The organism is Methylomicrobium lacus, assembly GCF_041897535.1.
Taxonomy (GTDB): Bacteria; Pseudomonadota; Gammaproteobacteria; order Methylococcales; family Methylomonadaceae; genus Methylomicrobium; species Methylomicrobium lacus_A.
This window is the reverse complement of sequence record NZ_CP169217.1, coordinates 515,480-530,540: the sequence shown is the minus strand read 5'-3', so window position 1 is coordinate 530,540 and position 15,061 is coordinate 515,480. Positions and strand designations below refer to the sequence as shown.

The 15,061-nt window shown below is 53.4% G+C and carries 11 protein-coding genes and 2 pseudogenes; 6 read left to right on the top strand and 7 right to left on the bottom strand.

Annotation, left to right across the window (positions count from 1 at the left end):
* Nucleotides 1-86 precede the first annotated feature (86 nt).
* Nucleotides 87-419, bottom strand: a pseudogene (locus ACEPPP_RS02365) (integrase core domain-containing protein); the annotation flags it as partial.
* On the opposite strand from ACEPPP_RS02365, the pseudogene ACEPPP_RS02360 reads away from it, so the two are divergent.
* Nucleotides 420-623 (top strand): annotated as a pseudogene (locus tag ACEPPP_RS02360) (transposase); the annotation flags it as partial.
* A gap of 102 nt (nucleotides 624-725) precedes the next feature.
* Here the strand turns inward: ACEPPP_RS02360 and ACEPPP_RS02355 are convergent.
* Entirely contained in the window at nucleotides 726-1,349 is a 624-nt protein-coding gene (locus ACEPPP_RS02355) for a TMEM175 family protein (RefSeq protein WP_374089460.1), read from the bottom strand.
* Nucleotides 1,350-1,553: 204 nt separating this feature from the next.
* On the opposite strand from ACEPPP_RS02355, the gene ACEPPP_RS02350 reads away from it, so the two are divergent.
* Together ACEPPP_RS02350 and ACEPPP_RS02345 are read left to right on the top strand one after the other, a co-directional pair.
* Entirely contained in the window at nucleotides 1,554-3,809 is a 2,256-nt protein-coding gene (locus ACEPPP_RS02350) for a copper-translocating P-type ATPase (protein WP_374089459.1), read from the top strand.
* A gap of 28 nt (nucleotides 3,810-3,837) precedes the next feature.
* Complete coding sequence (locus ACEPPP_RS02345) at nucleotides 3,838-4,719, top strand: metallophosphoesterase (protein WP_374089458.1); 882 nt, start codon at nucleotides 3,838-3,840, stop codon at nucleotides 4,717-4,719.
* 184 nt (nucleotides 4,720-4,903) lie between these two features.
* Here ACEPPP_RS02345 and ACEPPP_RS02340 read toward each other — a convergent pair whose 3' ends face one another.
* Together ACEPPP_RS02340 and ACEPPP_RS02335 are read right to left on the bottom strand one after the other, a co-directional pair.
* Nucleotides 4,904-5,572 carry a TIGR02117 family protein gene (locus ACEPPP_RS02340; protein WP_374089457.1) on the bottom strand — a complete coding sequence of 223 codons (669 nt, stop codon included), beginning with the start codon at nucleotides 5,570-5,572 and terminating at the stop codon, nucleotides 4,904-4,906.
* Nucleotides 5,573-5,725: 153 nt separating this feature from the next.
* Nucleotides 5,726-6,160 (bottom strand): heme-binding protein, encoded by a 435-nt coding sequence (locus ACEPPP_RS02335; RefSeq protein ID WP_374089456.1) that lies wholly within the window; start codon nucleotides 6,158-6,160, stop codon nucleotides 5,726-5,728.
* Between the two features lie 231 nt (nucleotides 6,161-6,391).
* On the opposite strand from ACEPPP_RS02335, the gene ACEPPP_RS02330 reads away from it, so the two are divergent.
* From ACEPPP_RS02330 to ACEPPP_RS02320, 3 genes are read left to right on the top strand one after another with little or no spacing between them, the layout of a single operon-like run.
* Nucleotides 6,392-6,553 carry a hypothetical protein gene (locus ACEPPP_RS02330; protein WP_374089455.1) on the top strand — a complete coding sequence of 54 codons (162 nt, stop codon included), beginning with the start codon at nucleotides 6,392-6,394 and terminating at the stop codon, nucleotides 6,551-6,553.
* Between the two features lie 10 nt (nucleotides 6,554-6,563).
* A complete protein-coding gene (locus ACEPPP_RS02325) occupies nucleotides 6,564-6,863 on the top strand; it encodes a hypothetical protein (RefSeq protein WP_374089454.1) in 300 nt (99 codons plus the stop codon).
* Nucleotides 6,860-10,831 (top strand): hypothetical protein, encoded by a 3,972-nt coding sequence (locus tag ACEPPP_RS02320; RefSeq protein WP_374089453.1) that lies wholly within the window; start codon nucleotides 6,860-6,862, stop codon nucleotides 10,829-10,831. The genes ACEPPP_RS02325 and ACEPPP_RS02320 overlap by 4 nt, the downstream gene beginning before the upstream one ends.
* 165 nt (nucleotides 10,832-10,996) lie before the next feature.
* Here ACEPPP_RS02320 and ntrC read toward each other — a convergent pair whose 3' ends face one another.
* From ntrC to glnA, 3 genes are all read right to left on the bottom strand, one after another.
* Nucleotides 10,997-12,406, bottom strand: coding sequence for a nitrogen regulation protein NR(I) (gene ntrC / locus ACEPPP_RS02315; protein ID WP_374089452.1), 1,410 nt, complete (start codon nucleotides 12,404-12,406; stop codon nucleotides 10,997-10,999).
* Nucleotides 12,399-13,448 (bottom strand): nitrogen regulation protein NR(II), encoded by a 1,050-nt coding sequence (glnL, locus tag ACEPPP_RS02310; protein ID WP_374089451.1) that lies wholly within the window; start codon nucleotides 13,446-13,448, stop codon nucleotides 12,399-12,401. The genes ntrC and glnL overlap by 8 nt, the downstream gene beginning before the upstream one ends.
* Nucleotides 13,449-13,647: 199 nt before the next feature.
* A complete protein-coding gene (gene glnA, locus ACEPPP_RS02305) occupies nucleotides 13,648-15,057 on the bottom strand; it encodes a glutamate--ammonia ligase (RefSeq protein WP_374089450.1) in 1,410 nt (469 codons plus the stop codon).
* Nucleotides 15,058-15,061 lie beyond the last annotated feature (4 nt).

Sequence of the window (15,061 nt, the reverse complement as noted above, 5' to 3'; positions counted from 1 at the left end):
GGCTGGCAAAACCTTAACCTATCTATAAAACATCATCATGATTAACGTCATCACCGCGATGTTTTTCAAGATAGTTGTCGTATTTTTCATGCAGTTTCCTTTCTAATGGCTTCATTTGCCACGGGTGTATTTTCCGGGTTCAGCCATACCTCACCGATAGGCGAGCAGTTTCTGGTTTCACCACTCCATCGTTCCGGCCGTTGTTGCTTGGCGGCTTCATAGACGCCCTTGCGCGCGGCCAGAATCGCCTTGTCCAAGCCCAAGTGACGCTGAGCGGGTGTCACGAAGCGAATACCGCTATGGCGATGCTCGTGGTTATACCAGCGGACAAAATCGTTGACCCATCCTCTCGCGGCGTCCAGATTGGCGAACGGTTGCGACGGATAAGATGGGGTATATTTCAGCGTCCCGAACAGGCTGTGCCGGTCATTCCAAGAAAACAGAATTCAACCATCGGGAGTGATGAAATGGATTGGTGTCTCTACAAATATCGCCACCTCGTTGAAAATCTGTTTGCGCGGCTAAAGCATTTCAGAGCCGTCGCCACACGATATGACAAATTGAAGCGCAATTTTGAAAGCGTCATCGCCTTGGCCTGTGCTTTCATCTGGCTACCGATGTGAAACGGCAACAGCCCCTACATTTTTAAAGCATCGAGTGTGAAGCCATTTTTCACCAATTTTTCAGGCCTTCGGAGAACATTCTCCTTTCAAAGGCGGTATCGCTTACTGCCTTCTGATTGGCCAGCCCCCAAGTGCGAAAAGCAATGCCAGCAACAAACACAGAGCAAGACTCAATGTTTCAGACACGAACGATAACCCGAATATTGCGAAATAGAGAAGGGGGCCAAACCGATACTGCTTAGTAATTTGCGCGGCCTCGTCGTTTTTTACGCGGGTTGAATTTGTTGACAGTAGTCTTTTCGAGGCATATCGCCATAGCATGTCGAAGGTGAGCGAAATGGCCAGAAATGTTCCTGTATACAAGTTTGCGGCCACCCTTGCGTCGGGATGGAGCGAATACTCCGCTATTAGCGCCGTTGGGAAGGGTACGAACGCAACAAAGAGCAGTAATAGACCATTACAGTAAAGGAAGGGATGGTCAATTCTTCTGATCAACCCGAAGATCCAGTGGTGGTGTACCCAGATGACAAGGATTGTGAAGAAGCTGGTCAAGAACGCCAAATAGCTAGGCCAAAGCGCGGCTAAGGCTTGCGTCAACCCCTTTGCTGCAACCAGTTCATGGCTTGGTATCTTGATTTCGATTACAAGCAGCGTCATGGCTATAGCGAAGACGTGATCACTAAACCCTTCTATCCGTCCTGTCTCTTTTTCTTCGTGCATGTGCATGATGTTTTTTGCCTTGGTAACAAGCCAGCGGTATGGTTATACAGTAATCTGGATGTTCTGCCCTTTTAGACAGTCATAAAGTTTCGATTGATTGATCGACTGACGGTTTATGAGCGATTGTATTGAAAATACTTTTTTACGAAGCCCTTTTATGAGTTGGCAGGAAAAAACCGACCCTAAATAATCGGCAATGGAGAACTTAAAATGTCTACAAAAGTTAAAGCGGCCTTGAAATCGCCGATATACACCTGCCCGATGCATCCGGAAATCCGTCAGTTGCAGCCTGGCAGTTGCCCCAAATGCGGAATGGCCTTGGAACTAATGGTCGAGCCGATCGCTGTATCTCGGACCCAATACGTCTGCCCCATGCACCCTGAGATTGTGCGCGATGAACCGGGGAACTGCCCGGTTTGTGGTATGGCCCTGGAACCGCGGACAGCCGAAGTGGAGCCCGAAGACCGCGAGCTAAAGGCCATGTCGCTGCGTTTTTGGGTTAGCGCTGCATTATCTCTGCCATTGTTCATTCTGGCCATGGGCCATGATCTATATCCGGCCGCCATGCCCGGTTTTCTGGATGCACGAAGGCTGCAATGGCTTCAATTAGCGCTTGCCACGCCCGTTGTGCTCTGGGGAGGCAGGCCGTTCTTCGTGCGTGGATGGGCATCCTTAATCCATCGCAGCCTCAACATGTTTACGCTGATTGCCTTGGGGATCGGCGTTGCCTGGCTCTATAGTCTGGCGGCTACCGTCTGGCCCGGTCTATTTCCAGACAGCTTGCGTAGCATGGCGGGCAGGGTGCCTGTTTATTTCGAGGCGGCTGCCGTCATCACGACCTTGGTGCTGTTAGGGCAGGTTTTGGAGCTGCGGGCGCGTAGCCGCACGGGGGCCGCGATCAAAATGCTGTTGGGACTCGCGCCGAAGACGGCGCGCCGTGTGCTGGAAGACGGCAGTGAACGCGATGTGCCTTTGGAGCAGGTTCTATCAGGCCAAGTGCTACGGGTGCGTCCCGGCGAGAAAGTGCCGGTGGACGGCACGGTTCTTGAAGGCGTCAGCGCCGTCGATGAGTCCATGGTGACGGGTGAGTCGATTCCCGTAGAAAAAAGGGCTGGTGATCAGTTGATTGGCGCCACGGTGAACGGCACCGGCAGCCTGTTGTTGCGCGCCGAAAAGGTGGGGGCCGATACCCTGTTGGCGCAAATCATCCATAGGGTCGGCGAGGCGCAACGCAGCCGCGCGCCTATCCAGAAACTGGCCGACACCGTCTCGGGCTATTTCGTGCCAGCGGTGGTGGCTATCGCCGTCGTCACATTGATTGTCTGGTCCCTTTGGGGACCGGAGCCGCGCCTGTCCCACGGCATTGTCAACGCCGTGGCCGTGCTCATTATCGCCTGTCCTTGTGCATTGGGTCTCGCGACGCCCATGTCCATCATGGTGGGCACCGGGCAAGGCGCTCTGGCGGGCGTCCTGATCAAGAATGCCGAGGCCCTGGAAGTCCTCGAAAAAATCGATACGCTGGTGGTGGACAAAACGGGCACCCTGACCGAAGGCAAGCCACAGCTGGTCTCAGTCATTGCCGCGAAAGACGTGGATGAACAGGAATTATTGCGCCTCGTCTCAAGCCTGGAACGGGGCAGCGAGCATCCCCTGGCATCGGCTATCGTCAAAGGAGCCGAACAGCGTGACATTCGGGCGGTATCCGTGGAAGAATTTCAGTCCCTGACTGGACGGGGAGTGACGGGTAAAGTCGATGGCCATGCGGTCGCGCTCGGCACCGCGTTGCTGATGGACGATTTGGGCGTTCCATTTGACAGCCTGGCTGAAACAGCGGAAGCGCTGCGCCAGGAAGGGCAGACCGTGATGTTGGTGGCCATAGAGGGGCGGGAAGCAGGTGTGCTCGGCGTGACCGATCCGATCAAGTCTTCTACCCCGGAAGCCATTGCGGCGCTGCGCCGGGAAGGAGTGAACATCGTCATGCTGACTGGAGATAACCGGCTCACGGCGGAAGCGGTAGCGCGCCGTTTGGGTATCGATCGGATCGAGGCGGAAGTGTTGCCCGACCAGAAAGCTGCGACGATTAAGCGGCTACAGAATGAAGGCCGTAAAGTCGCCATGGCGGGCGACGGTATCAATGATGCGCCGGCTCTGGCCCAGGCGCAAGTGGGTATTGCGATGGGCACGGGCACCGATGTGGCCATGGAAAGCGCTGGAGTTACCTTGGTGAAGGGCGATCTGCGCGGTATTGTGCGGGCGATACGGCTAAGCCGGACAACCATGCGCAACATTCGCCAGAATCTTTTCTTTGCCTTCCTATACAATACCTTGGGAGTGCCCATCGCCGCCGGAGTGCTCTACCCGGCATTCGGCTTGCTGTTGTCACCCATCATCGCCGCGACGGCAATGAGCCTCAGCTCGGTATCGGTTATTGCCAACGCCCTGCGCCTCAAACGAGTACGTTTATAAGCGCAATTTTGCTCTCTGTTAAAAAAGAATGAAAAAAACAATTCGAAGCTTACCCAACAATTCAGCCGGTAAAGATTATGTCGTCGGGGACCTGCATGGTTGCTTTGCTTTGTTACAGCGTGTTCTGAACGAGGTTAATTTTAATGAGGCCCATGACCGGCTGTTTTCTGTCGGTGATTTGATCGATCGAGGCCCCGACTCCTTACCCTGTATAGAGTTGTTGGCTGAGCCATGGTTTTATGCAGTCCAGGGTAATCATGAAATTATGATGCTGGATTTTTTCCAGTCCTATCGACGTCATGGCCATCTTGAGCATTTGAAAGATGTTAATCACACAGGGTTTCTGTTGTACGGCGGTGAGTGGGTTGAACACTATTTTCAGGCCGACAAACACCGTATGTCCTCGGAGTTCGATCGATGCCTCTCATTGATAGAGGATTTGCCTTTAATCTGGGTGGTGGGGGAAGGTGAAAATCGCTTTCATGTGATCCATGCCGACTTGGTCAAACCCGGTTACCGGGCAGCGGAGTCTCCCGTTTGGCTAAATAGTGATATCGATCGTTGGTTAGACGAAGACGCCATACCATCAGCCGTTGCAGAACGTTTACTGTGGAGCCGAACGCTCATGTCGAGTCAGTTAGTGATGCAAAGTCACGCCAGGTTTCAACCCGATCTATCGCCCACGTTTTGCGGTCATACTTATGCAGCGAGGCCTCGGCAAGCGTTATCTCATATTTGTTTGGATACCGGTGCCTTTGTATCAATAGGACGCTTTGATGATGATACCGATGCCGATTATGGGCTGACATTGATTGATGTTCAGGCATCTTCCTGGATTTCAGCTTCTTATAGAAGAGATCATCTTGTTCGTGGCGAGTTGAGAATCTTCAACATGCCGAAAAGAAGCTGACGAGGGCATTGATGAAATTCCGACGGCTTATGGGGTGGGCTGACGAGCCGTTATTCATGCGCGGCATTGGCCGCAACCAGGGGCCGGGTAATGCGCTGCTGATCACTTTGGAGTATGAACATTTTGAAAGGATGAGCGCTAGGTTCGGTGCGACCACACGAAGCGGGGGCGTCCCCGGGATCGATTATGGGGCATCATCCGCCTCTGAATCGCAGTGCGTTTGATTTGATCGGAGATAGCTGATTATGCTCCCGGCAGTCAGCTTGAAGGTGGGTGCGATGTCGAAGCCTGCGCTCCTCAGCGCTTTAGCGGTCCATTTGTTGCTGGTGTTCAGCAGGTAGTACCGGCCCTCGCCGGCATAGAACTGGCTGTCACTGTAGATGCCTTTTGAAAGTGCGATAATCTGGCCTGCACCATCCCGCGCAAAGCTGTTGGCCAGGAATGCCTTAAGGGATCTGAGCCCCGTTTCCGAGATGCAAGTCTCTGCTACCTCGCTTCCTGAAAAGTACACGCGCGGATGGCTCGGTAGGGCGGCGACATGCAGGACGGCGCCCTCCGACCAGGCTATAGCCTGCAACGTCAGACGCGTTGTGCCTTCGCGGGCCTGATAGAAATTTTTGTCGCCCCAGCCCACTTCATAGTAAGGCACAGACCCGAAGCGGCTCTTGAGTTCCGGAACGGCGTCGTTCAGGTGGCGGGCGGGAATGATGAGCCCGGCGTGCCAGCCATGGCTGGCTACAAACAACCGGTTTAAGCGAGCCTCCTTTCCCTTCTGTTCCGGATTAACGACGTAGGGCTTGCCCGAGCACGCGGTCAGCGTCAGCAGCAACAGAACGATGCGGCCGTGGGTCATGATCCTCGCCGCCGCGCACAATGCTCCCTCTCACTTGACAATGGAAACCGTAACCGCCTTATTGACAATCCTTTGCAGGTTATCGACAGGGAAGTTAGGTGTATGCATGATACGAGCCCGCAAGCTCCATACGATCTGAGCGACAATCGCGGCTCAGGTTCGCCAAGGATGCGAAGGCAAATCGGCAAGTCCGATCACATCGACTCCGGCTTTTGCCACCTGATGATCGTTTTCCACCGAACTGCCGCTTACGCCGATGGCACCGATCAACACACCGTCCTGATCGACAATCGGCACGCCGCCGGGAAAAGTAATCAGCCCTTGGTTTGAATGTTCGATGCCATAAAGCGGGCCGCCCGGCTGCGATAATTGGCCGATTTGTCCTGTATTCATGCCAAAGTAACAGGCGGTCTTGGCTTTTTTGATGGCAATATCGATAATGCCGACCCAGGCGCCATTCATTCGGGTAAACGCTTTCAAATCGGCGCCGGAATCAACCACGGCGATGCACATTTGTGTACCTAATTTCTTCGCTTCCGCAATCGCTGCGGCGATCGCCTGTTCCGCTTGTTCGTAACTAACATGCATGCCTTTCTCCCAATTTCCGCTGTAATGTAAGAAATAATGTCTCATTCTGGCTGGGTCTTGATACGGCTTGAATGATGGCACCGAGCGCATCGGCGCCGATCGCTTTATTGGGCAGAAGCTATTCACGCCGACCTACCGACCGCAACACACCCACTACAATGACCGAACCTGAATGAATTGAGTTCCTAATAATCTCGTGCGCTGGCAAAGGTCACAGTGGCATGACTATCTATGACGCAGGCAAATTGGCATGCAGATGCGAGGGGAGGTTTTTCAACTTCAAAACAAGCGTTCAATACTTATGATTGCCATGAAAAAGTGGGGGTGGATAAAAGTGGTGCCAAATATCTTGGGGTGAAGAATATTAATTTCTTGCTGATGTTGGCATGTTGATTGAACTTTGTTGAAATATTCCAAGCCAAAAATTGGAGTGATAGACAAACAGGATCATCGATTCATTAATAAAATTACGCAACCGATGATAGGATTCAAATCCTTCCCTTCAGAAAAGGCCACCGTAGATGGGAGCGAAATGGGGCGTATGATTCGAAAGGCTCATCTTCTTGTTAAGAATGTCGGCTTATCAGTAGTTTATGGCTTTAGCCGGATAAGTTTGTCTGCAAATAGGCGAGGGTTAAGTAAGTCCTTTGAATTTTTAAGACAGAACCGCATCAATTTTACTGAAAAAATGGGGGAATTATGAAGTCTTCTAAGCCATTTTTACCAGGTAAAGCCTTGGCGCTTGGCCGACGTACATTTCTGAAACGTGCTGCGGCGGCATTTACCGCGCTGGGAGGTTATTTGCTGGGCCCTCGTTTCAGTCTTGCAAAAGCCTTGGTGATAACCCCCGAAACGCTTCCGGAAAGCGCCGCGCAGTCTGCTGTCCAAACCACAGAGGTTCTCCGCTACCACACTGTGATAGTGGACGAAAACAATAAAATCCTTCCATGGTATACGCCGATCGAGAACGCCTACGATAATTACCTCGATCAACTCTGGACATGGCTGCCTACCGTTCCGAACGATCCCAGGACTTCCTTGCCGATGTATTATCTCAGTTGTGGATTTAATCCCGGCAATCCCATAACCCCCTACTACTACGAGAACGATTGGGGCGAACGGATCCCGAACTTCGTCGAGTTCGCTCGATTGTATTATGCCTACACGGGTAACATGGTCCCGCTGGACATTGCCAAGAATCTTGCAGACTATGCTCTCGCCCACGGAATGACCTCGTCGAATTATGCGTGGCCGAACTTCCCTTACGGTACCGCCGATGGTCTAGCCACGGAAATCAACGGCGACAACGTGGCCTGGGACCTGAATGACATTCTGATCGATCTCGGAAGCGATATCGGAATGAGCTTCTACAAACTTTATCTCTTCTATGGCACTCCCGCCTACCGGACTGCCGCCATCAACGTTGCCGACACCTTGGCAATCAATATCCAGCCGGGGAGCGCTACTAATTCGCCGTGGCCCTACGTGGTCAATGCGAGTACGGGAGAGTCCAGATCGCGATACACCTCACACTTCGCCGGAGCGCTCACTCTTTTCGATCTTCTTATCGAGCATGGAGAGCCCAATGCGGCGGCATACACAACGGCCCGACAAACGCTGAAAGACTGGATCCTGCAGTATCCTATGCAGAACGGTAATTGGGTCTGCGGGCACAGCGACGTCCATATTGATGGAAACACTAATTGGAGCAATACCACTAAGAGCAACATGAACTTGTACCTATTGGATAATCCTGACTTCGATCCGAATTTCCAAGCAGACGTGCTGAGACTCTTGCAGTGGACCGAAGATAACTTTGTGAATGTCAATACTAACGATGGGTTGTCCGGGCAGTATTACGGGGCTTCCGTGGTGGCCGAACAATTCGCCTACATGATGCGGATGGGCTATCAGACGGCTCGGCAGGCGGCGGAATATGCTGGATACTATGCGCTGACCGGCAATCAGACGTACAAGGACAAGGCTTATCGCGGATTCAACTACTCGACGTATATGATGAAGTCGAGCGGAGAATCATCGGATGGTCCGACCGACAATGTCGGATACTGGTGGGGGGATTGCTATGGGGAAGGCCCCCGTATGTTCTTCTACGGATTCAAGGCGGTTCCAGAATGGGCGCCACCCCGGGAGAATCATATTCTCTATTCGAAGACGGTGCTGAAGAATGTCATCTACACACCAACCAGCGTACAGTTCACGGCCACGGATGAGGAGGGAATAGAATATCTACGTCTGGCATTCTTGCCTGCCACAGTGACAGTGAACGGCGAAACGCTCTCGTTGCGCTCTGACCTGGCCGCAGAAGGTTACACGGTAAAGGAACTGGGAAATGGCGACTATGCGGTAGTTCTTAAAAGGGCGAGGATTGGCGATGTGGTGTTTTCCTCAGGCGGCTTGCCCATAACATTTACTATCGCAGCAGTAGCAAGCACAGGCGGAGCCATAACCCCCTCGGGAAACATAGTAGTCAATGAGCAGGCAAACCTAAGCTTCTCCATTGCAGCGAACAGCGGATATGCAATTGCAGATGTCAAGGTCGATGAAGTTTCGGTGGGAGCAGTGGCCACCTATACATTCACCAGTGTAACTGCAAACCATACGATAGCGGCCTCATTCAGTGTCATCAACGTGGGCGGCATAATCGGGTATGACGGTTCTGGAACCACAACCGACAATATCAGCGATGCGAAGGGCTGTTACATTAACGCTACACGTTTTCTGGCAACCGCCGATCTCAACGTTACAACCATGAAGGCCAAGGTGCTCGGTATTACCGGCAGATACAAATGTGCCATTTATAGCGACAGTAATGGACGTCCGTGGAATCTACTTAAGGAAAGCACGGAAGTTATTAACCCGACAACCGGATGGCAGACCTTTAATCTACCCTCTGTGCAAAGCATCCAAAATGGTGCTTATTACTGGCTTGCGATTTGGTCGAATGTCAGGAGCAACAACGCAGGGATATATTGTGATAGATCAGGAGCCACAACCCGGTGGACCAGCGCGCTAACCTACGGTACTTGGCCAAATCCTATTACAACTGTAAGAGGCAATTCGTATCGGTATTGCATTTATGCAGAAGATGTAGGTTCGGGCTCCAATCCTCCACCCACTCTAGTAACCCCGGCTTCTGCCAGCCCCAATCCGGTAACAGGAACAGCGACCAGTTTAAGCGTACTTGGAGCGGATGATGGTGGCGAAGCAAACCTGAGCTATACGTGGGCAACCACAGGATCACCTCCTGCGCCGGTGACCTTCAGTGTCAACGGAACGAATGCAGCGAAAAACACGATTGCAACCTTTACGAAGGCCGGCAGTTACAGCTTCCAGGTCGCCATAAAAGATCAGGGAAACCTGACAGTAACCAGCAATGTCGCCGTAATGGTCAACCAGATGTTAACGGCTATTTCTGTTTCTCCGGCAAGTACGAGCGTGGTAACCAGAGCAACTCAGCAGTTCACAGCAACGGCCATGGATCAGTTTGCTGCCAGTCTGATAGTGCCGCCGACATTCACCTGGAGCGTAGACGGCGGCGGTGCGATCAGTACTAGCGGCCTATTTACTGCTAACTCGGTCGGCGGTCCGTTCACGGTGACAGCAACAAGCGGAGGCATAAGCGGGACAGCAAGCGTAACTGTCACTGCTGTCAACAACCTGCCGACTGTAACAATAGCCGCTTCGGCCAATCCCAATCCAGTGACTGGGATAGCGGTCGGTTTAAGTGTGCTTGGAGCGGATGATGGCGGCGAAGCAAACCTTAGCTATACGTGGGCAACCACAGGATCACCTCCTGCGCCGGTGACCTTCAGTGTCAACGGAACGAATGCAGCGAAAAACACGATTGCAACCTTTACGAAGGCCGGCAGTTACAGCTTCCAGGTCACCATAAAAGATCAGGGAAACCTGACAGTAACCAGCAATGTCGCCGTAATGGTCAACCAGATGTTAACGGCTATTTCTGTTTCTCCGGCAAGTACGAGCGTGGTAACCGGAGCAACTCAGCAGTTCACAGCAACGGCCATGGATCAGTTCGCTGCCAGTCTGATAGTGCCGCCGACATTCACCTGGAGCGTAAACGGCGGCGGTGCGATCAATGATAGCGGTTTATTTTCTGCGGGAAGCACAGTCGGCGGTCCGTTCACGGTGACAGCAACGAGCAATGACATCAGCGGGACAGCCAATATCAGCGTGATGTCAGGAATCAGCATTTTGGGAAATAATCTTGTCGGATCCTCGAATGATGTCAGCGGAAGGAATGATCTTAACTGCTGGAGGTTTCAAGCAACTTCGAGCTTTACTGCCAATACTATGAGAATCAATTTGGCATCTGCAATTACCGGAAGAATGAAATTGGCAATTTATGCTGACAATAATGGCAGTCCTGGCGCCTTATTGATGACGACAAATGAAATTACCAACCCAGCGTCCGGCTGGGTAGCGTTTACGCTTACAAGCGGCTATGTCATAACGACAGGAAGTTACTATTGGTTAGCGGCTTGGGCCAATGTAAATTATACCCCCAAGTGTCAGACGACTGGAGGGACAGCCAGGTACCTTACTAGAACATATGGTTCCTGGCCTGATCCATTGACTGGAACTCTTGGGCCATATTCGAATTATGAGAGCATCTATGCCTCTAATGGGTAATTTTGGGCATCAGTGTCATGCGGAGTAAGAGCCACGGCCGATAAATTGTAGGGCGATCCGCACATCAAACTGCCATCAACGTAAAAAGATTTATCCCTATGTGAATGATGACACGGCAAGAAATCGCAAAATATCTCCGTGGCATCATCAAAACACAGGGCTTTTTTATTCCTCGATGCCCAATTCCTTGATTTTACGAGTCAGGGTATTTCGTCCGTAACCCAGTAAAATGGCCGCCTCGTGCCGCCTCCCGTGGGTGAAGTTTAGCGCGGCCTGGATCAGGATCGTCTCGACCGTCGGAATCGTTTGCTTGGCGACCTCGTGTTCCTTGGTCTGCAGCTGGCGGTCGACCCAGGATCTGAGCATAGACTCCCAATTGCCGCTCTCCGCTTCCTTTTCCTGAGGTTTGTTCAACAATTCGGGCGGCAGGTCGTGCTGGTGGATCTCGCGCCCGGATGCCATCACAGTCAGCCAGCGGCAGCAGTTTTCGAGTTGGCGGACGTTGCCGGGCCAGTCCAGGCTGCCGAGATAGCTTTCCGCATCCGGCCGCAGCGTCTTGACCTCGGTGTTCAGCTCCTGCGCGGCCTGGGTTAGAAAATGTCTGAGCAAGAGCGGAATGTCCTGTTTGCGGTCGCGCAACGGCGGAATGTGTATTCGGATCACGTTCAGACGATGGAACAGGTCTTCGCGGAAGCGGCCCTGTTCGACCAGCACTTCAAGATTCTGGTGCGTCGCGGCAATGATGCGGACATCGACCTTGACCGAAAGGTGCGCGCCGACCGGATAAAACTCGCCGTCGGCGAGCACCCGCAGCAGGCGGGTTTGCAGTTCCGCCGGCATGTCGCCGATCTCGTCGAGAAACAGCGTGCCGCCGTTGGCTTGTTCGAAACGCCCGGCCCGCCGCGCCTGAGCGCCGGTAAAGGCGCCTTTTTCATGGCCGAACAGCTCCGATTCCATCAGGTCTTTCGGGATCGCGGCCATGTTCAGCGCGATGAACGGGTTCTTCGCGCGCGGGCTGTGTTTGTGCAAGGCTTTGGCGACCAGTTCCTTGCCGGTGCCCGATTCGCCGTTGATCAGCACGGTGATGTTCGAGCGCGCCAGCCGGCCGATTGCGCGGAATACTTCCTGCATCGCCGGCGCGGCGCCGATGATTTCGGGCGCCGATTCCAGCGCGGCGGCTTCTTTCTGGTTTTCCTGTTGCTGGCGGCTGTGCGTGCAGGCGCGCTGGGCCAGTTCGACGACTTCATTGATGTCGAAGGGTTTGGGCAGGTATTCGAAGGCGCCGCCGTGAAAGGCGGATACCGCGCTTTCGAGATCCGAGTGCGCGGTCATGATGATCACCGGCAAGTCCGGATAATTTTTCTGCACGCGGTCCAAGAGTTCGAAGCCGTCCATGCCGGGCATACGGATATCGGTCAAGAGCGCGTCGGGTTTGTCGTGTTGCAGCGCGTTCAACAGTTCCTTCGCGTTCGCAAAGCTCATCGTCTGCATGTTGGCTTTCTGCAGCGCCTTTTCGACGACCCAGCGGATCGATTTGTCGTCGTCTATGATCCATACGGTTTCGGGTTTAGTCATGGCCGGACTCTATCGGTAACAGGATGGAAAAGGTGGTGTTGCCAGGCTCGCTCTGGCATTCGATCAGGCCGCTGTGCTGGCTGATCAGCGAGTGAGCGATCGACAAGCCAAGGCCGGTGCCTTCGGGGCGCCCGGTGATCATCGGATAAAAAATCTGATTCATCATTTCGGCGTCGATGCCGGGTCCGTTGTCGGTAATGTCGATTTTGACCGTCAGTTTGTGGCATTTGCGCCCGATCGTGACATTGCGCTTGATGCGGGTCTTGACCCTGATCACGCCGGTGCCGTCGACGGCTTGCACCGCATTGCGGACGATGTTCAATACCGCCTGAATCAACTGGTCCTTGTCCGCCTTCAGTTCGGGGATGCTCGGATCGTAGTCGCAGAGGATCAACAGATTGCCGCTCGTTTCGGCCTCGACCAGTTGTCTGACACGCTCCAGCACTTCATGGATGTTCAACAGTTTTTTGTTCGGCAGTTTGTTAGGGCCGAGCATCTTGTCCATCAAGCCTTGCAGCCGGTCCGATTCGGCGATGATGATGCCGGTGTATTCCTTCAGATCGGGATCGATCAGTTCCAGGTCCAGAAGCTGCGCCGCGCCGCGCAGGCCGCCCAAGGGGTTTTTGATTTCGTGTGCGAGGCCCCTGACCAACAGCCGGGCGGTGTTTTGTTGCGATAAGAGCTGCTCCTCTTTCGATATTCGGAGGTGATTGTCCACCTGCAACAGTTCGACCAGTACTTCGGTGCGCCCGTCGTCGCTTAAGATTGGCGTTGCACTAAAAGTGATCGTTACGGTTTGGCCAATCCGGTTTAAGGTCAGCGCCCGATCGAGCAACGGCTCGGCCATCGTCAGCGACAGTTTCAAATTGGCGAGCAGAGCCGGATCGGAGGTCTTGAATAAGTCTTGGGCATTCTGGCCGAGCAATTGATTGGCGCTGTCGGCCAGCAACACTTCGCCCGAGGTGTTGATGTAAGCCAGGTTTAGGTCCTGGTCGAACAATAAAATCGCGGAATTCAGGTGATCCAGTATCCTTTTATGCATGGCTTGCCCTTAAAAATTAACTCATAGCCTTTCGACCTTAGAGATAAGCAATTTACAGACCAAGGTACAAAAAAGTGCGAAAAAAGAACGTTGAGGACGCGTTTGCCTCCTGATCAGGAGATTATTATAGAGCAGGGCAAAAAAAACGCCCCATTATGGGGCGTTTTTTGGCGAGCTAGACAGCGGTGTAAATCGCTTTTTACAGGCTGTAGTACATGTCGTATTCGACCGGGTGGGTGCTCATGCGCAGACGGGTCACGTCGGCCATTTTCAGGTCGATGTAACCGTCGATCACGTCGTCGGTGAAGACGCCGCCACGGGTCAGGAACTCGCGGTCTTTATCGAGTGCTTCCAGCGCTTGGTCGAATGCATGGCAGACTTGCGGGATGTTTCTGGCTTCTTCGGCCGGCAAGTCGTACAAGTCTTTGTCCATCGCTTCGCCCGGATGAATCTTGTTTTGGATGCCGTCGAGGCCCGCCATCAGCATCGCGGAGAATGCCAGGTAAGGGTTCGCGGTCGAATCCGGGAAGCGCACTTCGATGCGGCGGGCTTTCGGGTTGTTCACGAAAGGAATACGGATCGATGCGGAACGGTTGCGCGCGGAATAAGCCAGCATGACCGGTGCTTCAAAGCCAGGAACCAGACGCTTGTAGCTGTTGGTCGAGGCGTTGGTGAAGGCGTTCAGGGCTCTGGCATGCTTGATGATGCCGCCGATGTAGTAAAGTGCGAGTTCGGACAGGCCGCCGTACAGGTTGCCGGTGAACAGGTTCACGCCGCCTTTGGAGAGCGATTGGTGAACGTGCATGCCGCTGCCGTTGTCGCCGACCATCGGTTTCGGCATGAAGGTCGCGGTTTTGCCATAGGCGTGCGCGATATTCGCAATCACGTATTTCAAGCCCAACACTTCGTCGGCTTTTTTGACCAGAGTGTTGAAGCGGACGCCGATTTCGCATTGGCCCGCGGTCGCGACTTCGTGGTGATGCACTTCGACGATCTGTCCAATTTCGCCCAGGACTTGGCACATCGCGGAGCGCATGTCTTGCAGCGAGTCGACCGGTGGGACCGGGAAGTAGCCGCCCTTTACGCTGGGGCGGTGGCCGATGTTGCCGTCGGGATAGACTTTTTCGGAGTTCCAGCCGGCTTCCTCGGAGTCGATCTTGAAGAAAGCGCCGCTCATGTCCGCGCCCCAACGCACGTCGTCGAAAATGAAGAATTCATTTTCCGGGCCGAATAAGGCGGTGTCGGCGATGCCGGTGGATTGCAGATAGGCTTCCGCGCGTTTCGCGATCGAACGCGGGTCACGCTCATAGCCCTGCATGTTTTTCGGTTCGATGATGTCGCAGCGCAGGATCAGCGTCGCGTCGTCATAGAAAGGGTCCATGACCGCGGTGCTGGGATCGGGCATCAAAATCATGTCCGATTCGTTGATGTGTTTCCAGCCTGCAATCGAAGAACCGTCGAACATGTTGCCTTCTTCGAAGGTGTCTTCGCTGATCGAGTGTGCCGGGAAGGTGACGTGCTGTTCTTTGCCGCGGGTATCGCAAAAGCGGAAATCGACGAATTTGACGTCGTTTTCCTTGATCATTTTCAGTACATTTTCTACAGACATTGAG